Source organism: Kocuria dechangensis, from assembly GCF_014636775.1.
Taxonomy (GTDB): domain Bacteria; phylum Actinomycetota; class Actinomycetes; order Actinomycetales; family Micrococcaceae; genus Kocuria; species Kocuria dechangensis.
In genome coordinates this window covers 223,951-242,704 of sequence record NZ_BMEQ01000001.1, presented here as the reverse complement: position 1 = coordinate 242,704, position 18,754 = coordinate 223,951, and the positions used below count along the sequence as shown (strand labels likewise).

General features: G+C 73.3%; 14 protein-coding genes and 1 tRNA gene. 5 read left to right on the top strand and 10 right to left on the bottom strand.

The genetic code is table 11. The features are described 5' to 3' along the window. Positions 1–46: 46 nt before the first annotated feature. Together pth and IEW07_RS01055 are read right to left on the bottom strand one after the other, a co-directional pair. Positions 47–625 carry an aminoacyl-tRNA hydrolase gene (pth, locus tag IEW07_RS01060; protein WP_188533970.1) on the bottom strand — a complete coding sequence of 193 codons (579 nt, stop codon included), beginning with the start codon at positions 623–625 and terminating at the stop codon, positions 47–49. A gap of 98 nt (positions 626–723) precedes the next feature. Further along, on the bottom strand, positions 724–1,335 hold the full coding sequence (locus IEW07_RS01055; protein WP_188533969.1) for a 50S ribosomal protein L25/general stress protein Ctc: 612 nt from the start codon (positions 1,333–1,335) through the stop codon (positions 724–726). Between the two features lie 671 nt (positions 1,336–2,006). On the opposite strand from IEW07_RS01055, the gene IEW07_RS01050 reads away from it, so the two are divergent. Both IEW07_RS01050 and IEW07_RS01045 read left to right on the top strand, forming a co-directional pair. Beyond that, complete coding sequence (locus tag IEW07_RS01050) at positions 2,007–3,668, top strand: GH25 family lysozyme (RefSeq protein WP_229741474.1); 1,662 nt, start codon at positions 2,007–2,009, stop codon at positions 3,666–3,668. 109 nt (positions 3,669–3,777) lie between these two features. Beyond that, positions 3,778–4,929 (top strand): CAP and S-layer homology domain-containing protein, encoded by a 1,152-nt coding sequence (locus IEW07_RS01045; RefSeq protein ID WP_188533967.1) that lies wholly within the window; start codon positions 3,778–3,780, stop codon positions 4,927–4,929. A 204-nt stretch (positions 4,930–5,133) separates the two neighbouring features. On the opposite strand, the gene IEW07_RS01040 is transcribed toward IEW07_RS01045, so the two are convergent. The 4 genes from IEW07_RS01040 to IEW07_RS01025 all read right to left on the bottom strand — a co-directional run bounded on the left by IEW07_RS01040 (position 5,134) and on the right by IEW07_RS01025 (position 8,680). Next, a complete protein-coding gene (locus IEW07_RS01040) occupies positions 5,134–6,114 on the bottom strand; it encodes a ribose-phosphate diphosphokinase (RefSeq protein ID WP_188533966.1) in 981 nt (326 codons plus the stop codon). 2 nt (positions 6,115–6,116) lie between these two features. Beyond that, positions 6,117–7,637 (bottom strand): bifunctional UDP-N-acetylglucosamine diphosphorylase/glucosamine-1-phosphate N-acetyltransferase GlmU, encoded by a 1,521-nt coding sequence (gene glmU, locus IEW07_RS01035; RefSeq protein ID WP_268235509.1) that lies wholly within the window; start codon positions 7,635–7,637, stop codon positions 6,117–6,119. A gap of 75 nt (positions 7,638–7,712) precedes the next feature. After that, positions 7,713–7,785 (bottom strand) — tRNA-Gln (locus IEW07_RS01030). A gap of 112 nt (positions 7,786–7,897) precedes the next feature. After that, positions 7,898–8,680: an IolE/MocC family protein gene (locus IEW07_RS01025; RefSeq protein WP_188533965.1), complete on the bottom strand. Its 783-nt coding sequence runs from the start codon at positions 8,678–8,680 to the stop codon at positions 7,898–7,900. A gap of 261 nt (positions 8,681–8,941) precedes the next feature. Between IEW07_RS01025 and IEW07_RS01020 the strand changes: the two genes are divergently transcribed. Continuing rightward, the gene (locus tag IEW07_RS01020; RefSeq protein WP_188533964.1) at positions 8,942–10,786 is read left to right on the top strand and encodes an ABC-F family ATP-binding cassette domain-containing protein; all 1,845 of its coding nucleotides are present in this window, start codon (positions 8,942–8,944) and stop codon (positions 10,784–10,786) included. Between the two features lie 4 nt (positions 10,787–10,790). Continuing rightward, positions 10,791–11,996 (top strand): phosphotransferase family protein, encoded by a 1,206-nt coding sequence (locus IEW07_RS01015; RefSeq protein WP_188533963.1) that lies wholly within the window; start codon positions 10,791–10,793, stop codon positions 11,994–11,996. A gap of 28 nt (positions 11,997–12,024) precedes the next feature. Here the strand turns inward: IEW07_RS01015 and IEW07_RS01010 are convergent, their stop codons facing one another. Then, positions 12,025–13,044, bottom strand: a complete 1,020-nt coding sequence (locus IEW07_RS01010; RefSeq protein ID WP_188533962.1) for a GTP pyrophosphokinase — start codon at positions 13,042–13,044, stop codon at positions 12,025–12,027. 270 nt (positions 13,045–13,314) lie between these two features. Further along, positions 13,315–14,616, bottom strand: coding sequence for a ScyD/ScyE family protein (locus tag IEW07_RS01005; RefSeq protein WP_188533961.1), 1,302 nt, complete (start codon positions 14,614–14,616; stop codon positions 13,315–13,317). A gap of 377 nt (positions 14,617–14,993) precedes the next feature. Here IEW07_RS01005 and IEW07_RS01000 point away from each other — a divergent pair, with 377 nt between their 5' ends. Beyond that, positions 14,994–16,709, top strand: a complete 1,716-nt coding sequence (locus IEW07_RS01000; protein WP_188533960.1) for a bactofilin family protein — start codon at positions 14,994–14,996, stop codon at positions 16,707–16,709. A gap of 45 nt (positions 16,710–16,754) precedes the next feature. Here the strand turns inward: IEW07_RS01000 and IEW07_RS00995 are convergent, their stop codons facing one another. Both IEW07_RS00995 and rsmA read right to left on the bottom strand, forming a co-directional pair. Next, positions 16,755–17,714, bottom strand: coding sequence for a 4-(cytidine 5'-diphospho)-2-C-methyl-D-erythritol kinase (locus IEW07_RS00995; protein WP_188533959.1), 960 nt, complete (start codon positions 17,712–17,714; stop codon positions 16,755–16,757). Beyond that, entirely contained in the window at positions 17,711–18,625 is a 915-nt protein-coding gene (rsmA, locus tag IEW07_RS00990) for a 16S rRNA (adenine(1518)-N(6)/adenine(1519)-N(6))-dimethyltransferase RsmA (RefSeq protein WP_188533958.1), read from the bottom strand. The genes IEW07_RS00995 and rsmA overlap by 4 nt, the downstream gene beginning before the upstream one ends. Positions 18,626–18,754: the final 129 nt, after the last annotated feature.

Genomic DNA, 18,754 nt, shown 5'->3' with positions numbered 1-18,754 from the left:
CCCGCCGGATTCCTCCGGTGGGCGGCTCTCATCCTGGGCGGTGGGTTCAGCGCGAGTGGTACTTCTGTTGCGCCTCCAGCAGCCCGTGGTCGACCAGGGTCTCGACGGCGTCGGCAGCCGTGTCCACGAGCAGCGGCAGCTCCTTGGCCTCCGCCGTGGAGAACGGCTTGAGCACGTAGGTGGCCGCGTCCATCCGGCCCGGGGGCCGGCCCACCCCGACGCGCACCCGGTAGTAGTCCTTGGTGCCCAGGGCCTTGGACATGTCCCGCAGACCGTTGTGCCCGCCCTCTCCCCCGCCGAGCTTGAGCCTGACGGCGTCGAAGGGGATGTCGATCTCGTCGTGGACGGCGATCACCCGGTCCGGGGCGATGTCGAAGAACTTCGCGAGCCCGGAGACCGGCCCGCCGGAGGTGTTCATGTATGTCATGGGCTTGGCGAGCACCAGGCGGGGACCGCCGGGGCGCAGCCGGGTCTCGACCACCTGCGCCCGGGCCTTGTGCGTCCTGTACGTGCCCCCGGTGCGCGCGGCGAGCTCGTCGAGGACCATCTGCCCCACGTTGTGCCGGGTGCGGGCGAACTCGGGGCCGGGGTTGCCCAGCCCCACGACCAGCCATGCGTCGGACATCGGTCCCTCCTGTGGGTGCTCGAAAACGGTGCGCTCATGAGACGTGCGGGGCGGCTCACAAGCCGCCCCGCACGTCGGGATCATACGGAGAGGAAGGCTCAGGCCTCGTTCTCGGGGACGACGCCGCCGGTGGCGCCGCCCTCGACGGCGGTTTCCTCACCGAGATCCTGGACGGTCGGCTCGGAGACGTTGACGACCAGCAGCTCGGGGTCGGACACCATGGTCACGCCCTCGGGCAGGCGCACGTCGGCGGCGTAGACGTGGTCGCCCGCGCCGTGGCCGTCGAGGTTGATCGTGATGGCCTCGGGGACGTTCAGGGCGTCGGCCTCGACCGTGAGGGTGTTCTCCTCGACGTTGTGCACGGCGGTCGGGTCGACCTCGCCGATGACGTGCACGGGGATCTCGACCTCGACCTTCTCGCCGCGGCGGACGGCCAGGAGGTCGATGTGGAGGATCTCCGGACGGGTGGCGTGGCGCTGGACGTCCTTGACCATGACCAGCTGGGTGCTGCCCTCGACGTCGAGCTCGAGCACGGCGTTGGAGTGGCGCACGGCCAGCATCGTCTCGTGGCCGGGGATGACCACGTGCTGCGGCTCGGCGCCGTGGCCGTAGACGACCGCGGGGATCTGGTTGTTGGCGCGGATGCGGCGGGCGTAGCCCTTGCCGAAGTCGCTGCGCGTGGTGGCGGGGATGCGGATGGTGTCGACCATGGGAACTCCTCGGATCGGGTCTGATGTCTCTCGGCCAGGCGATACCGGCCGCAGACCCTCCCCGGTACCGCGGGCTCTCCAGGAGCAGCCGCGCCCGCGGGGCGGGAACGTTCAACCAGCCGTCGTCGATCACGGGACACAGGGGTCCCCTCGCCGTGGCAACCGGACCAGGGTAGCACGGCGCTTCCCCAGTCGGCCTCGGACGGGAAGGTCCGTCCGTGCCGCGAGATCCTCGGCAGGCACGACACCGGACCCCTCCAGCGAGCCGCACATCATCCGGCAGGCAGGCCGGACAGATGTCCCCATGATTGGTAAGTGGTGTCCCGATCATGTCCCCATATGTGGGGTCTTGCACCCGGACTCAACAGTAAATGTGCCGCACGACAGAGCCCCATCAAATCATTTCAGGCCTTTTCGAATCTCTTTTCGAAAGTACCCTTATTGACCTAAGCCCCATGTCAGACCTGGATTGTAGGCGTCGACACCCACCGGGTCGCTCTCCGCGCCACACCCTGGGATTTAAGGATCGATTTAGCCGTCACGCACGGTCACGTCTTGATAACTCATGCAAATGGTCCTTTATACTCGTCATGGCTCCAAAGGAACTTCCCCCCATCCCTTGGCCCGCGTGAGTCATCCCCCCATGTTCCATGCGAGTTAGGCGTTCCGGCGTGAAAGCACCCCCCCATCTGACGCTGCCCGCTGCCCTCACGGCGGCAGTGCTGGCCCTGTCCACCCTCCTGCCCGCCGCGGCGGCCGATGAACCTCCGGCCCCCGACACCGGCGGCACCGTCACCTCCTCCGCGACCACCGGCAACCTCGTGTCCGAGGTGAAGGAGGTCGACGGCGAGATCATCTCCACGCTGACCGACAAGGACACGGGAGAGCCCGCCACGTTCGATCCCGAACGCTTCGGCGAACTGCCCGCCGAGGGCGCCCTCTCGGGCGGCGCCGTGATGGGCCAGTCGTTCAAGACCGCCGAGGACGCCGAGCGGATCACCGCCGGGGGCGCAGCCTCCGGCGGTGAGCAGCCGGCCGGGGGCGCCGCCGCCTACTCCGCGTGGCGTCCGGTCGGCATCCAGGGCCTGGACGTCTCCACCTATCAGACATCCATGAACTGGACAGCCGAGTACCAGGCCGGCGCCCGCTTCGCCTACGTCAAGGCGACCGAGGGCAACTACTACAAGTCCCCGGCATTCAACGCCCAGTACTCCGGTTCCTACCAGGCCGGGATGATCCGCGGGGCCTACCACTTCGCCAACCCCGAGGTCTCTTCCGGAGCCGCGCAGGCCGACTACTTCATCGACAACGGCGGCGGCTGGTCCGCCGACGGCAGGACGCTGCCGGGCCTGCTGGACATGGAGAAGAACCCCTACGGGGAGTCCTGCTACAACATGACTCCTGCCCAGCTGGTCAGCTGGATCCGCGACTTCTCCAACCGCTACAAGGCCCGGACCGGCCGCCTGCCGGCGATCTACACCGGTGCGTACTGGTGGAACGACTGCACCGGCAACTCCACGGCGTTCAACGACCACCCGATGCACCTGGCCTCGTACTTCATCTCCACCCCGGCGGTGTACCCCTCCGGGTGGTCGCGCTACGACATCTGGCAGTACTCCGACACCGGGCCCTTCGTCCTGCCCGCCGGGGGGGACTCCAATGTCTTCGGCGGCACGCAGGCGCAGCTGACCGACCTGGCGACGAACCCGTACTACAAGCCCCTGGGCGGCAGGGCCCCCTCGGGTGCTCCGGCTCCGGCCGCCCCCGCGCCGGTGGCACCGTCCGTGCCGGCCGGGCCGTACAAGGACGTCTCCGCCGCCAACCAGTTCGTCCGCGAGATCACCTGGGCACGGGACCGGAAGATCCTCACCGGCTGGACCGACGGGACCTTCCGGCCGCTGAACAGCATCAACCGCGACGCGATGGCGGCGGCGATGTACCGGTTGGCCGGTTCCCCGGCCTACACCGCCCCGGCCACCTCGGAGTTCACCGATGTGAAGCCGGGACAGCAGTTCTACAAGGAGATCCACTGGGCCGAGTCGCGTGGACTGCTGACGGGCTGGAAGGACGGCACCTTCCGCGCCACGACGCCCATCGCCCGCGACGCCACGGCCGCGTTGCTCTATCGTGCCGCAGGATCTCCCCGGTTCACGGCGCCGTCGGTTTCCCCGTTCACGGACGTGAGCACGGACCAGAGGTTCTACAAGGAGATGACCTGGCTGAAGGCCTCCGGGATCTCCACCGGCTGGACCGACGGCAGCTTCCGCTCGCTGAACCCCACGGCCCGCGACGCGATGGCCGCCTTCCTTCACCGCTTCGACGCCCGCTTCTGACGGGCAGCCCCCTCCCTCCCTGCGCCCGAGCGGGCGGGACTCACCCGTGCCACTTCCCCGGCACCGAGCCGTCCGCCCGCGGTGCACACGCAGAAAAGAACCCGAACCCATGCAGAAGCACCTCTCCGTCGCGGCGCTGACCGGCGCCCTCCTCGTGACCGGCCTCGGCGTGACGACCGCTCCCGCCACCGCGGCGTCCTCGGACATCGTCACCGTCTCCCCGAGCACCCGGCTCACGGACACCCAGCAGCTCCTGGAGCTGATCAACGCCCACCGCAGGACCAAGGGCCTGGCCCCGGTGAAGTACTCGGCGACCCTGTCCCAGATCGCCCAGGGGCAGTCCGACCGGCTGGTGCGCGAGGAGGTCATCGACCACACGGACACCTTCATGACCGACCCCCGCGCCGGCAGCTGGAACGCGGTCGGGGAGATCCACGCCGTCTCCTGGCAGGTCTCGGTCCACGACCTGATGAACTGGTGGAAGGGCTCCACCGCCCACAACAAGGTGCTCACCGATCCGAGGATGCAGGTCATCGGCATCGGCCTGACCTACGCCGACGGGTCCCTGGCCGGCGACGGCGATCCGTGGCGGCTGGCCGGCACCGTGGCCTCCTACGGCTACCCGGACGGCATGGCTCCCACCGACGCCCGAGAGTCCGTGACCACGGCGCCCTCGGGGTCCACTGCCCCCTCGGCGCCCTCGGCGCCTTCGGTCACCCCGGTCGGCCCGTTCGTCGACGTCCCCGCCCACCACCAGTTCGCCGCCGAGGTCTCGTGGGTCAAGCAGCGCGGTCTGCTCAACGGCTGGCGGGACGGCACGTTCCGCCCGGGCCTGCCCATCGAGCGCGGGGCCATGGCCGCCGTCGCTTACCGCATGGCTGGCTCTCCCGGCTACACCGCACCGGCGGACTCCGCGTACCGGGACGTGGCTCCCGGGGACCCGTTCTACAAGGAGATCCACTGGGCGAAGGCCCAGGGCCTGCTCAACGGCTGGCGGGACGGCACCTTCCGTCCCACGACCCCCATCGCCCGCGACGCCACGGCCGCGCTCCTGTACCGCACCGCCGGTTCCCCCTACTACTCCGCCCCCGCCACGTCGTCCTTCTCGGACCTGGCCCCGGGGAACCAGTTCTACAAGGAGATCCACTGGCTGCAGGCGAGCGGGATCACCACCGGCTGGAAGGACGGCACGTTCCGCCCGCGGGCCAGCACGAACCGGGACGCCATGTCCGCGTTCCTGCACCGCTTCTCGAGCCGGTGATGACCCGCACGGCAGGACGAGGAGACCGATGAGGCGGCACCGCGCCGTCCCGTTCGCCGTGCTCGGCACCGCGACGCCCGTGCTCCTGCCCGCCACGGCGGCCGCGCCGGCGCCCCGACGACGACGCAGCCCCTCACCGCCCGCAGCGGGCGGTGAGGGGCTGCGTCGTCGTCGGGGGCCTCGCGGGGACGGCCCCCGGGGATTTCAGGAGCGGCCGTTGAAGAGGCTCGTCACGGAGCCGTCCTCGAAGACCTCCTGGATGGCCCGGGCGATCAGCGGCGCGATCGACAGGACCCGCAGGTTCTCGAACTGGTGCTCGGGCGGCACGGGCAGGGTGTCGGTCACCACGACCTCGAGGGCGCCGCAGGAGGACAGGCGCTCGACGGCGGGGTCGGAGAACACGGCGTGCGTCGCGGCGATGATGACGTCCTTGGCGCCCTTCTCGCGCAGCACCTTCACCGCGCCGGTGATGGTCCCGCCGGTGTCGATCATGTCGTCGATCAGCACGCAGGTGCGGCCCTCGATCTGGCCCACGACCTCCTTGGAGGCGGCCTGGTTGGGCCGGGTGATGTCGCGGGTCTTGTGCACGAACGCCAGCGGGCAGCCGCCGAGCAGCTCGGTCCACTGCTCGGCCACGCGCACCCGGCCGGTGTCCGGGGAGACGACCGTCACGTTGTCGACGTCGACGACGGAGCGGACGTGCTCGGCGAGCAGCGGGATCGCCATGAGGTGGTCCACCGGGCCGTCGAAGAAGCCCTGGATCTGCGCGGTGTGCAGGTCCACCGACATCAGGCGGTCGGCGCCGGCGGTCTTGTACAGGTCGGAGATCAGCCGGGCCGAGATGGGCTCGCGGCCGCGGTGCTTCTTGTCCTGGCGGGCGTAGGGGTAGAACGGGGACACCACGGTGATCGACTTCGCGGAGGCCCGCTTGAGGGAGTCGATCATGATGAGCTGCTCCATGACCCACTGGTTGATCGGCGCCGGGTGGGCCTGGATCAGGAAGGCGTCCGCGCCGCGCACCGAGTCCCCGAAGCGCACGTACGTCTCGCCGTTGGCGAAGTCGTACGCGTCCGTCGGCACGAGCTCCGTGCCGAGCTCTGCGGCGATGTTCTGCGCGAGCTCGGGGTGGGCCCGGCCCGAGAGCAGGACCATCCGCTTCGCCCCGGGATTGGTGATTGCGGTCATTGTCACTCGCTTTCGTCGGTGGTGTCCGGGTGGGTGCCGGACCCTGCTGTGCTGCCCGCGGCCTGGGCCCGGCGGGCCGCCTCCGCCGCTGCGGTTCCCGCACGGCGCTCGACGACCCAGTTCTCGACGATGCGCTGGGCGCCCTCGGTCAGGGCCAGCGCGCCGGCCGGCACGTCCTTGCGGATCGTCGTCGAGGCGCCGGAGTAGGCGCCGTCGCCGACGGTCACGGGGGCCACGTACATGTTGTCGGAGCCCATGCGCACGTGGTCCCCGATCACGGTGCGGTGCTTGGACACGCCGTCGTAGTTGACGAAGACGGAGGCCGCGCCGATGTTGGAGTGCTCGCCGATGGTCGCGTCGCCCACGTAGGACAGGTGCGGGACCTTGGAGCCGTTGCCGATCCGGGAGTTCTTGGTCTCCACGAACGTGCCGATCTTGCCCTTCTCGCCCAGGACCGTGCCCGGCCGCAGGTAGGCGAAGGGGCCGACGTCCGCGCGGGCGCCGATCACGGAGCCGGAGCCGTGCGTGCGCACGACCTTGGCGCCGGGGCCGACCTCGACGTCGGTGAGGGTGGTGTCCGGGCCCACCGTCGCGTCCTCGGCCACGCGCGTGCCGCCGAGCAGCTGGGTGCCGGGCAGGACCGTGACGTCCGCGGCGATGCGCACCTGCACGTCGATCCAGGTGGTGGCGGGGTCCACGATGGTGACGCCGTTGCGCATGTGCTGCTCGAGGAGCCGGCGGTTGAGGTGCGCACCGAGCTGGGCGAGCTGGACGCGGTCGTTGGCGCCCTCGACCTCCCAGCGATCCTCGATCTTCAGGGCGTCGACCGGGTGGCCGGCGTCGCGGGCGATCAGCGGCACGTCGGTCAGGTACATCTCGCCCTGGGCGTTGTCCGAGGTCACCTCGGCGAGGGCGGTGCGCAGGACGTCGGCGTCGAAGGCGAAGATGCCGGAGTTGATCTCGGTGACGGCCAGCTCGGCCTCGGTGGCGTCCTTGGCCTCCTTGATCTCGCGGAAGGAGCCGTCGGGGTCGCGCAGCACGCGGCCGTAGCCGCCGGGCTGCTCGTGGTCGGCGGTCAGCACGGTCACGGCGTTGCCGCGCTCCTCGTGCCGCCGGACCAGGCGGGCCAGGACCTCGGGGGTCAGCAGGGGGACGTCGCCGTAGGTGACGACCACGGTCCCGCTCAGCCGCTCCTGCGCGTCGAGGGCCTCCACCGCCACCTGGACGGCGCGGCCGGTGCCCGGCACCTCGTCCTGGTCGACGATCAGCGCCTGGGGGTCCTCCTCGAGGATGTGCGGGGCGACGAGGTCCCGCTCGAAGCGCACCACGGCGGCGAGCCGCCGGGGGTGGAGGCTGCGGGCGGCGACCAGCGAGTGGCCGACCATGGAACGACCCCCGATCCGGTGCAGGATCTTGGGGGTCTTGGACTTCATGCGGGTGCCCTTGCCGGCGGCGAGGACGATGACGGCGGCAGGTCCCTGGGGGGACTCGCGGGGCACGGCGGGGGAATCAGGAAGGCTCACGGCGGACTGCAGCTCCTCGGTCGTCGAGTTGCGCCGGTGGGGGCACCGGGACCATCACCCGGGCGGATGCGGACGTTCCGCCTCTAGGACTCGAACCTAGACTCCACGGCTCCAAAGGCCGGGGTGCTGCCGATTACACCAAGGCGGAGCACCGCCGCGGCACGGCAGTGGTGCACGCTGTGCACAGAGAGTCACCCTACCACCCGGCCGCGGGCCGGTTCGTGGCCCGGGGACGGGCTCAGGGGGTCCCGGGAGGGGGCTCAGACGGTGCTGCCGGTGGGGTCTCCGGAGGGGTCTCCGGAGGGGTCCAGGACCACCAGGATCCGGCCGGCCGCGACGGCCTCCCGCAGGTCGGGGACGGCTTCCAGCAGCGCCGCGAACGACGCCTCGTCCACGCCGCGCACCAACACCGGCGCCCGCTCCAGCAGGGGCCTCATCCGGGCGAAGGCCGCCACCGGGTCCTCCCCCGCCCGGGCGCTGGAGGCCACGTTCCACGCGACGGAGACGAGGTACTGCGGCTCCGCGTCGACGTCCCCGTCCTCCCGCGCCCGCTCCATGTCGATCAGCAGGTCGATCTCGTCGGCCGTGGCGCCCTCGTTCTCCAGCACCAGGTGCACGTGCTGGGCCGAGGCCGCCTCGGCCAGGGCTGCGAGCATGGAGAAGATCCGCTCCTCGTCCCGTCCACCGTTCCGGACGCCCGCCCGCGGGACGACGACGTACTCGGCGCCCAGGCCGACCGCCAGCGACAGGTGGTCGTCGAGGGTGGCGATGACGCCCTCGTCCGGGATGTCCTCGTCCATGGAGGTCTCCGCGTGGACGATCAGGGGCTGCGCGCCCGCCTCGCGCAGGACCTCCCCGATCTGGCGCCGCGGCACCGCGCCGAGGTGGCGGCCAACGAGCTGATCGGGCCCGACCGGCAGCTCCACGGGCCCGGGGTGCTCCTGGACGGCGCGCACGGCGGCGTCCAGGTCGGCGATCCCGTCCAGGCGGAGGCCGTGGGGGGTCGCGATGGGGGTGGGCTGCTCAGCCGGGTGCTCCTGCATGCCCGCATTCTCCCACGCTCCCCTGGTGCCGGAGCTGAGAGTGCCGCGGTTGCGGCTGCACCCCTCCCCTGTCCGCCGAACCCCCACCCAACCGACCCGCGACCCACCGAGCCCCCACTGACGCAGCAACTCCCCACGTTGGATCATGGGGAAATGCGAGAAAGATGGGGACTCGGCGCATCACTGCACCCCGGGATGGGGACTCGGCGCACCAGCGCACCCCGGGACGGGGGACTCGGCGGGCGCGAGTACCCTTGATGGGTGGCACATCTACTCGGCGGCGAGAACCTGCATCTGGAATTCCCCACCAAGACGGTCTTCGACGGCGTCAGCCTAGGCATCGACGAGGGCGACCGGATCGGCATCGTGGGCCGCAACGGCGACGGCAAGTCCACCCTCATGAAGCTGCTGGCCGGACGGCTCCAGCCCGACGAGGGTCGCGTGACCGTGCGCTCCGGCGTGCGCGTGGGCATGCTCGACCAGACCGACGTGCTGGACCCGGAGCTGACCGTGGGGCAGGCCGTCGTCGGCGACCGCGACGAGCACGAGTGGGCCGGGGACCCGACGGTCCGCGACGTCGTCTCCGGGCTCGTCAAGGACCTCGACTGGGACGCCCGGCTGGGCGAGCTGTCCGGCGGGCAGAAGCGCCGCGTGGCGCTCGCCGCGCTGCTGGCCGGGGACTGGGACGTCATCTTCCTGGACGAGCCCACCAACCACCTCGACGTCGACGGCATCACGTGGCTGGCCCGCCACCTCGAGAACCGGTGGCCGAAGAACCAGGGCGGGCTCGCCGTGGTCACCCACGACCGCTGGTTCCTGGACGCGGTGTGCACCGACACGTGGGAGGTCCACGACCGGACGGTGGAGCCCTTCGAGGGCGGCTACGCCGCCTACGTCCTGCAGCGCGTGGAGCGCGACCGCCAGGCCGCCACGGTCGAGGCGAAGCGGCAGAACCTCATGAAGAAGGAGCTGGCGTGGCTGCGCCGCGGCGCCCCCGCGCGCACGGCCAAGCCGAAGTTCCGGATCGAGGCCGCGAACCAGCTGATCAACGACGTCCCGCCGCCGCGCGACACCGTGGAGCTGTCCCGGATGGCGGTGTCCCGGCTGGGCAAGGACGTGGTGGACCTCGAGAAGGTCTCCGTCTCCTACCCCACCGAGGACGGCGGCATCCGCGAGGTGCTCCGGGACGTCACGTGGCTGATCGCGCCGGGCGAGCGCACCGGCATCCTCGGCGTCAACGGCGCGGGCAAGTCCACCCTGCTGGGCCTGGTGACCGGCGCGGTGCAGCCCACGAAGGGCCGGGTCAAGCGCGGCAAGACCGTCAGGATCGCCACCCTGACCCAGCAGCTCTCCGAGCTGGACGAGGTCGCGGAGGACCGGGTCTCGGACGTCGTGGCGCACAGGCGCAGCACGTACCTGGCCGACGGCAAGGAGATGACCCCCGGCCAGCTCCTGGAGCGGCTGGGCTTCACCAACGAGCAGCTGTCCACGCCCGTGAAGGACCTCTCCGGCGGACAGAAGCGGCGTCTTCAGCTGCTGATGATCCTGCTGGACGAGCCGAACGTGCTGATCCTCGACGAGCCGTCCAACGACCTCGACACCGACATGCTCGCGGCCATGGAGGACCTCCTCGACACTTGGCCCGGCACCCTGCTGGTGGTCTCCCACGACCGCTACCTGCTGGAGCGCGTCACCGACCAGCAGTACGCCGTGATCGACGGCCGCTTCCGGCACCTGCCCGGCGGCGTGGAGCAGTACCTGGAGCTCGCCTCGCAGTCCCGCACCGGCACCGCGGCCGGGTCCGCCGGCGCCTCGAACCCGCTGGCGGCGACGGGGCCGTCGTCGAACGGCGCGAAGGGGACGACGGACGCGGTGCCGCGGCTGGGCGGCGCGGAGGCCCGGGCCGCCCAGAAGGAGGTGGGCGCGATCGAGCGGAAGCTGGCCAAGCTCACCGGCCAGGTGGAGCGGATCCACTCCGAGATGGCCGCCCACGACCAGTCCGACTACGAGGGCCTGGCCGGGATCACCACCCGGCTGCGCGGGGTCGAGGAGGAGATCGAGGAGCTGGAGCTGCGCTGGCTCGAGCTCTCCGAGGACCTCGGCTAGCCACGTGGACGGGCCGTCGCGGGAGGCGGCGGCGGTGGGCCTGCTGACCGGCCCGGACGCCGGGACGCTGCTGCGGCGGGCCCTGCGGCCGGCGGGGCTGGCCGTGCACCGCTGGACCCTGCGCCGGGTCCACCACCGGCCCGGCGCCGGCGCCACGGCGATCTACGACGTCGCGGCCCTCGCCGGGGCACGGCGCGCGGCGGAGACGGTGTGCGTGAGCACGGTCCCGGTCCCGCTGCTCTCCCCGGCACCGGTCGTGCGGCTGCGCCACCGGGACCTGGAGCTCGTGGCCTGGCGCCACCCCCATGACCCGTGGCTGCCGGGACTGCCCTGGGCGTCCTCGCCCGGGCACGTGGGCCGGGCGGTGTTCGGCTCCGGCGAGCCCGCCGCGCTGACCACGCTGTCCTACCGCCCCGGCCGTCGTGCCGTGGTGCGGGCGGTCCTCGGCTCCGAGGTCCGCTACCTCAAGGTGCTGCGGGCGGGCCGCGCCGAGGGGCTCGTCGACCGGCACCGGCTGCTGCTCGGAGCCGGTCTGCCCGTCCCGGAGCCGGTGGGCGCGCTGGTCGACGACGTCGTGGTGCTGCGCGCGCTCCCCGGCGCCCCTCCGCCGGTCGCGGCGCGGGACGGCGACGCCGCGGCGCTGCTCCCGGCGCACGTGCTCGCGCTGCTGGACGCGCTGCCCGCGCAGGTGCTCGCGCTGCCGGCCCGGCCCGCCTGGACGGACCGGGTCCTGGACTACGGCCGCGCCGCCGCGGTGGCCCTGCCCGAGGAGGCGGACCGGATCCGCGAGCTGGCCCGGGCGGTGGACGAGGCCCGGGCGGCCACCGGCCCGGGTCCGGTGGTGCCCGTGCACGGCGACCTCCACGAGGCCAACCTCCTCGTGACGCCGGGGACGGAGGGCCCCTTCGGGCCCGTGACCGGCCTGCTCGACGTCGAGACCGCAGGACCGGGGCACCGGGTCGACGACCTCGCGTGCCTGGCCGGGCACCTCGCCGTCCTCCCGGCCGGGTCCGCCCGCACGGCGGCGACGGCGCGGCGGATGCTCGCCGGGTTCGACGAGGCGGTTGATCCCACCGCGCTGCGGGTCCGCGCCGCCGGGGTGGCGCTGTCCCTCGTGGCGGGCGCCCGCCGCTCGGGCGGGCCGCCCGACAGGGCGCGGCAGCGGCTGGCGGTGGCCGAGCGCCTGCTGGCGGAGGCCCGGGCGCGCTGAGCCCGGCGGCGCTGACGCCCGGCCGGGCTCAGCCGTCCCGGAGCTTCCCGAGCCGGTGGCGCAGCTTCGTGGCGCGCTGCTCGTCGTCGCCCAGGTGCGAGGTCCGCTCGACGTAGTCCTCGGCGAACGCGGACAGCAGCAGGTCGTCCATCACCCGGACGTGGCCGGGCGGGAACCGGTACCCCATCCGCCCGGTCACCGCCGCCCGGTCCACGTCCTCGAGGAACTCCTCCAGCTGGATCTCGGTGCGGATGCCGCACACGGCCAGCGCGTCCGCGAGCCAGCCGTACTGCTCCTGCCGGCTGCTGGGGTACTCGGGCATCCGCGCGATCAGCAGCTCCGCGACGCCCTCCGCCGTGAGCACCTCCTCCGGCTCCCGGGTGTGCAGCTCGCCGCCCTCCGTCATCTCCCCCCGCACGGTCTCGCTGATGGTGACGAACTGCTGGTCGGCGAGCTCGAGCAGGCCCGACGCCATGGACAGCGCCCGGTCCACCGACGCGGGGATGGGGAGGGTGGACTTGTACCGGACCTCGTGCTCGAACTCGGCCCACGCGTGCTGCAGGACCGTCCGGATCTGCACCTCGAACCGCTGCCCCTTGCACGAGGAGCACCCGCTGGGCGGACTCTCCTGGCCCACCTCCAGCACGAGGTGCTGGCCGGCGTACCCGAGGATCCCCATCTCCCGGCCCTGCGCCGTCTTGTCCACGTGCTCCTTGACGACGAACACGCCCTTCAGCGCCTCCACCGCCTTCAGGACGTCGGTCTCGAGGAACATGATGACCCGGATGCCGATCAGGTCGTCGATCCCCCGGAGGCCGTCGGCGTACTTCCTGCTGCCGTCCGGGTTCCGCCGGGCCAGCTTCTGCTGGAGGGACTCGATCTCCTTCACGCGGCGGGTGATCTGGTGGTAGTTGAGCCCGTCGTCCTGGAGCCGTGCCTCCACCGCGTGCTTGATCGAGGCGCAGGCGCCCTCCAGGGCACGCCGCCGGGCCGCGTAGTCCCGGAGCAGGGTCGTGGTGTCGGTGATTCCACCGGGAGAGGCGGTCACGTGGGAACCCCCTGGAGCTCAGATGCGCGACGACCGTGTACGGCCCGAGTCCTCACACCCTATATCCGGGGTGGAACGATCCCCGGGCCGGAACGCACAAGCGGTGCCCGGGCGCGTTCCCCGCTCTTCTCCGCCCTTCTCCGCCGCGGCCCGGCCCGGCTCGGCGGGCCGGGCCGGGCCGGCCGGCACGGGGGCGCTTCCCCGCTCGCCCCTGTGCACGGGCCGGTGCTCCCCCGGCGCTCGTCCCTGGGCACGGACCGCTCCGCCGGCTCAGCCGCCCGGGGCGGCCTCCGGCGCTGCGGGCTCCACGGGCTCCACGGGCTCCACGGGGTAGGCGTCGGACAGGTCCAGCTCCCACACCGCTCCCCCGCCGACCGCGCCGAACGGGTTCGCCGGTCCGGCCGCGATGCCCCCGGCCGGTGCCAGGCTGTTGACCGCGGCGTAGAGGCTGCTGCCGTCGGAGGCCAGGCCGGCGGGGAACGGCACGTCGACCGCCCGGCGCTCGGCGTCCTCGTCGTGCCGGTCGACCACGATCACCTGGCCGGGGACGGCGCCGGCCGCGGGCGGCGCCTCGTCCGAGGGGGTCTGCCCGGGAGGCATCGGGGCCGTGGGGCCGAACAGCTGCGACACGTACAGGTGGTGCCGGTCCACGGCGACGCCGGTGATCGCGGTGAACCCGTCCCAGCGCTCGAGCTCCTCCCCGTCCGCGGAGAACTTCACCACCGAGGCCTCGCCGGCCCGCTCCGAGCCGAGCCCGCCGACGTAGACGTTGCCGCGGCGGTCCGCGGCCAGGGCCGTGGGCACGAACTCGGCCGGGCCGGCCGGGTCGTCCACGTTGCCGGGCAGCGAGGTGGTGGGCCAGGTCGCCCACTCGGTGATCTCGTACTCCGGCGGGGCGTCCTCGGTCTGGGTCGAGAAGTCGGGCTCCACCTTCCACACGGTGTTCGCCGCGGCGTCGGCCACCAGCGCGTAGCCGTCGGGCGCGTCGTCCGGGTCCTCGTCCACGAAGAGCACCGCGTAGGGGTTGGACTCGATCTGGGCCGTGTCCGGGTTCTGCTCCTCCTCGGCCTTCTGCAGGTCGGCGAACGGAATGAGGTACTCCTCCCCCGTCTCCTCGGTGCCGGCCACGAGCAGCGACCCGTTCTGCATGGGCGGGCCGGCGGGGTCGTATCCCGCCACGACGTACTGGCCGTCCACGTCCGTGGCGTCCGCGCCGTTGCTGCCGACGGCGAAGGACCCGTCGGGGCTCGCCATGCTCGTGAAGCCCTCCGCCACGGTGGAGACCGCCGGCGTGCGGCGCCACGGTCGCTCGACCAGCGAGATCGCGCCGGTCGCCCCCGCGCACTGCCCCCCGGCGCACTGGTCCCCGCCGCGGCCGGCCTCGGCCACGACCAGGGACTCGTGGTCCTGCGACCAGTTCAGCTGCCGCGGGTTGTCGAGCCCGTCCGCGACCACGCGGTGGCCGCCCCCGTCGTCCCCGTGCCCGTGTCCCCCGCCGTGGGCACCGGCCAGGGGCACGGGCCCCACCAGCACCACGGCGGCCGCGAGCACACCTGTTCCCAGTCTCTTCACGATCCCCACCCCCGTCGGAACCGTCGCGCGCGACCCGCGCGACAGCCCCAGGCTACGACCGCGCCGGGACCCCCGGCCCGGGGGACCGCAAACCGTGACCGGAGCGTCATCGCGGCCCGCCGGAGCACGACACGAAGCTGCCCGCCCGGCCGGTGGTCGCCCCGACCGTGCCGTCCCGTCCTCGCCGTCCGCCCTCGCCGTCCGCCCTCGCCGTCCCGTCCTCGGCTCCGGCAGGGTCCTGCCCGGGGCCGTCATGACCGCGGCACTCCTTGACACCCCTGCCGCCTCGGACATGGACTCGACGGTGTCAGGCGAGTCGAGCCGTCTGGGAAGAGGTGCCCGCCATGAGCAGCAGACACGAGAGAACGGGACGACCGATGAGGCAGCACACGATCCGGATCCGCCTGGTGCCGAGCCTCGTCCGCTGGACGGCGGCCCTGCTCCTGGCTCTCGTCGGCCTGACCCTGGCCGTGCCGGGGAGCTGGGCGGCGGAGGTCCGCGGCGGCGACGACGTCGGCGTGGCGGCCGGCGAGGTCGTGGACGACGACCTCTACCTGGCGGGCGACGAGATCGTCGTCGCCGGCACCGTGCGCGGGGACGTGGTGGTCGCGGCGCGGAAGGTGACGGTCACCGGCACCGTGGAGGGCGACCTGATCGCGGCGGCCCAGACCGTGGTGGTCGAGGGCACCGTGGGCGACGACGCGCGTCTGGCCGGGCAGGCCCTCCTGGTGCGCGACGGCGCCCGGATCGCGGACGACCTGGTCACGGGCGGCTACAGCCTGCAGACCGAGGCCGGCTCCACGGTGGGCGGGGACGTGCTCATGGGCGGGTTCCAGGGTGAGCTCGCCGGCGACGTGGACGGGAGCGTGACCGCGGGCGCCGAGGGCCTGGCCCTGGCCGGCCGGATCGGCGGCGACGTGGAGGCCTCGGTGAGCGCCTCCGGTCCCGAGGCCGCGCCGTTCGCGTGGGCGCCGGCGGCCGACGTCCCGCTGCCCGTCGTGCCGTCAGGGCTCACCCTGACGGACGACGCCCGGCTGGAGGGCGACCTGTCCTACGAGGGCGGACAGGAGGCCGACATCGCCCCCGGGGCACAGATCACCGGGGAGACCACGTACCGGCAGATCACCGTCCCGGAGGACCAGGACACCGCCCCGGCCGGACCGCTGGCCCTGCTGCTGATCGGGCTGCGGCGCTTCGTCACACTCCTGGTCGTGGGACTGCTGGCGCTGTGGCTGCTGCCGAGGGCGGTCGACGGCGCCGCCACGACGCTGCGGACGCGCCCGTGGCTGAGCCTCGGCTGGGGCGTGCTGGCGGTCGCCGGAGCGGTGGCGGCCGTGGTCGCGGTGCTGCTCGTGGCGATCCTGCTCGCGGTGCTCCTCGGCTGGCTGACCCTCGGGGGCCTGGCGGCCGCCGTCGTGGTCACCGGGGTGGTGCTGGACGTCGTGCTCGTCCTCGCCCTGGTCCTCGGCCTCACGCTGCTGGCGCCGGTGGTCGTCGGGTTCACGGGCGGCGGGCTCATGCTCCGGGATCCCGTGCCGACGGCGTTCGGCAAGCGGGTGCTGGCCCTGGCTCTGGGCCTGCTCGTGTACGTGCTGCTGCGGGCGGTGCCCTTCGTGGGCCCGGTCGTGGGTCTCGTCGTGGCGCTGCTGGGTCTCGGGGCGCTGGTGGTCTGGGCCTGGGCCGGGCTCACCCGCCGACGGACGTCCGGGCGGAGGGCCGGCCGGCTCCCCGAGTACGGCCCCGGACAGGGCGCAGGGCCCCTGCCGGGTCCGGACCGCACCGCCCCGGGGCAGCCGGCGCCGTGGTCGACGGGGCAGTGGCCGGCGGGACAGGGGTCGACTGGATTGAGCCCGACCGGGCAGGATCAGGCAGGACAGAGCCCGGCAGGTCAGTGGCCGGCGGGACAGAACCCCACCGGACAGAGCCCCACCGGGCAGGATCCGGCAGGACAGTGGCCGACGGGACAGAGCCCCACCGGGCAGGATCCGTCAGGACAGTGGCCGGCGGGACAGGATCAAGCAGGACAGCGACCTGCGGGACGGGGTCCGGGCGATCAGCACCGGCCGGTCCCGCCCCCGGACACCCGCCCCTGAGCCCGGGGAACGGCCTGCAGACGTGCCGGTCCCCGGGGCGGGCGGTCAGGCGGGAGGTGCGGTGACCGCCAGGGCGGCGAGCCCGCGTCGGGTGAAACGGGCGGCCTGCTCCTGCGCCGCTGCGGCGTCGGGGGCGAGGTGCGCGGTGGTCGGCCCGGACCCCGAGACGATGCTCGTGAGCGCCCCGGCCGCGCGCCCCGCCGCCAGCACGTCCTCCAGCTCAGGGGCCAGCGAGAGGGCCGCCGGTTGCAGGTCGTTGCGCAGCAGCGGGGCCAGCTCCGCGGCCGACCCGGTGGCCAGCGCCCGTTCGAGCCCGGCAGGCAGCTCCGGCGCCGGCACGTCCTCGTGCTCCCGCAGGCGGTCCAGCTCCGCGTAGACGGCCGGGGTGGAGAGTCCGCCCGTTCCCGCCACCAGCACCAGGTGCAGGGCCGTCCCGGTCCGCACCGGCCGCAGCTCCGCGCCGGTGCCGGTGCCGACGGCCGCCCCGCCCGTCAGCGCGAACGGCACGTCCGCGCCGAGCCGGGCCGCGAGACCGAGCAGGGCGTCGTCGTCGAGCGCGGGCCGTCCCGAGACGCGGGCAGCGAGCCTGTTGACGGCCACGAGCGCGGCCGCGGCGTCGGCGGAGCCCCCGCCCATGCCGCCGGCGACGGGGACGGCCTTGTCGATCGTCAGGTGCAGCCCGCCGACCAGCGGGGGGAAGAGCTCGAGCACGGCGTGCGCGGCCCGGACGGCCAGGTTGGACGCGTCGGTGGGCACGCCGTCGAGGGAGAAGCTCCCGGCGGCCTCCTGCTGGGCCACCAGCGAGCCCGGGACGACCGCGACGTCCACGGCGACGTCCGCCCCGGTGGCGCGGGTGAGCGTGGCCGTCACGACCTCCGTGGCGCTGACGGCGCAGTACAGGCTGGCGACCTCGTGGTAGCCGTCGGCGCGGCGCGGACCGGCGGCGAAGAAGAGGTTGACCTTGCCGGGCGCCTCGGCGCGTTCGGCGAGCATCGTCGTGGTCATGCGCCGCGTGCCCCCGCGGTCAGCCCGGCCGCCGCGCCCGCCTGGGCGATGCGTGCGAACTGGTGGACGTCGAGCTTCTCGCCCCGCTCCCCCGGGTCGATCCCGGCCGCCTCGAGGATCTCGCCGGCCGCGGCGGCGGAGCCCGCCCACCCGGCGAGCGCGGCGCGGAGGGTCTTGCGCCGCTGGGCGAACGCGGCGTCCACCGCCGCGAAGACCAGGTCCCGGTCCACCGCGGCCACGGGCTCGTCCCGGCGCACGAAGCGGACCAGGCCGGAGGCGATCTTGGGGGCCGGCCAGAACACGTTCTTGCCGATCGTCCCCGCCTTGGTGACCTCGGCATACCAGGAGGCCTTGACCGATGGGACGCCGTAGACCTTGGAGCCGGGGGCTGCGGCCAGCCGGTCGGCGACCTCCTCCTGGACCATCACCAGGCCGTGGCGCAGCGACGGGAAGCGGCCCAGCAGGTGCAGCAGCACCGGGACGGCCACGTTGTAGGGAAGGTTCGCCACCAGCGCCGAGGGAGCGGCGGGCAGCTCCTGGACGCGCAGGGCGTCCTGCTCGATCACGGTCAGCCGGTCCGCCCGCTCCGGCCGGAAGCGCTCGGCCGTGCGCGGGAGCTGCTCGGCCAGCGGCGGGTCGATCTCCACGGCCACGACCTGCTCCGCGGCGTCCAGCAGCCCCAGCGTCAGCGAGCCCAGGCCCGGGCCGACCTCCAGCACCGTCTCGCCGGCGCCGAGGCGGGCGGCCGCGATGATCCGACGGATCGTGTTGGGGTCGATCACGAAGTTCTGCCCGAGCGTCTTGGTCGGGCGGATGCCGAGCTGCTCGGCGAGCGCGCGGATCTCCGCGGGTCCGAGCAGGGGGCGTGCGGCGGACGGCTCGGGCGGGAGCGGCGCGGTGGATTCTGTCACCGGGTCATCGTATCGGCCCGCGCCCGGAGGCCCCTGCCCGTCCCTGCCCGCCCCTGCCGGACCCTGCCCGCTCCTGCCGGACCCTGCCCGCTCCTGCCGGACCCTGCCCGCTCCTGCCCGCCCCTGCCG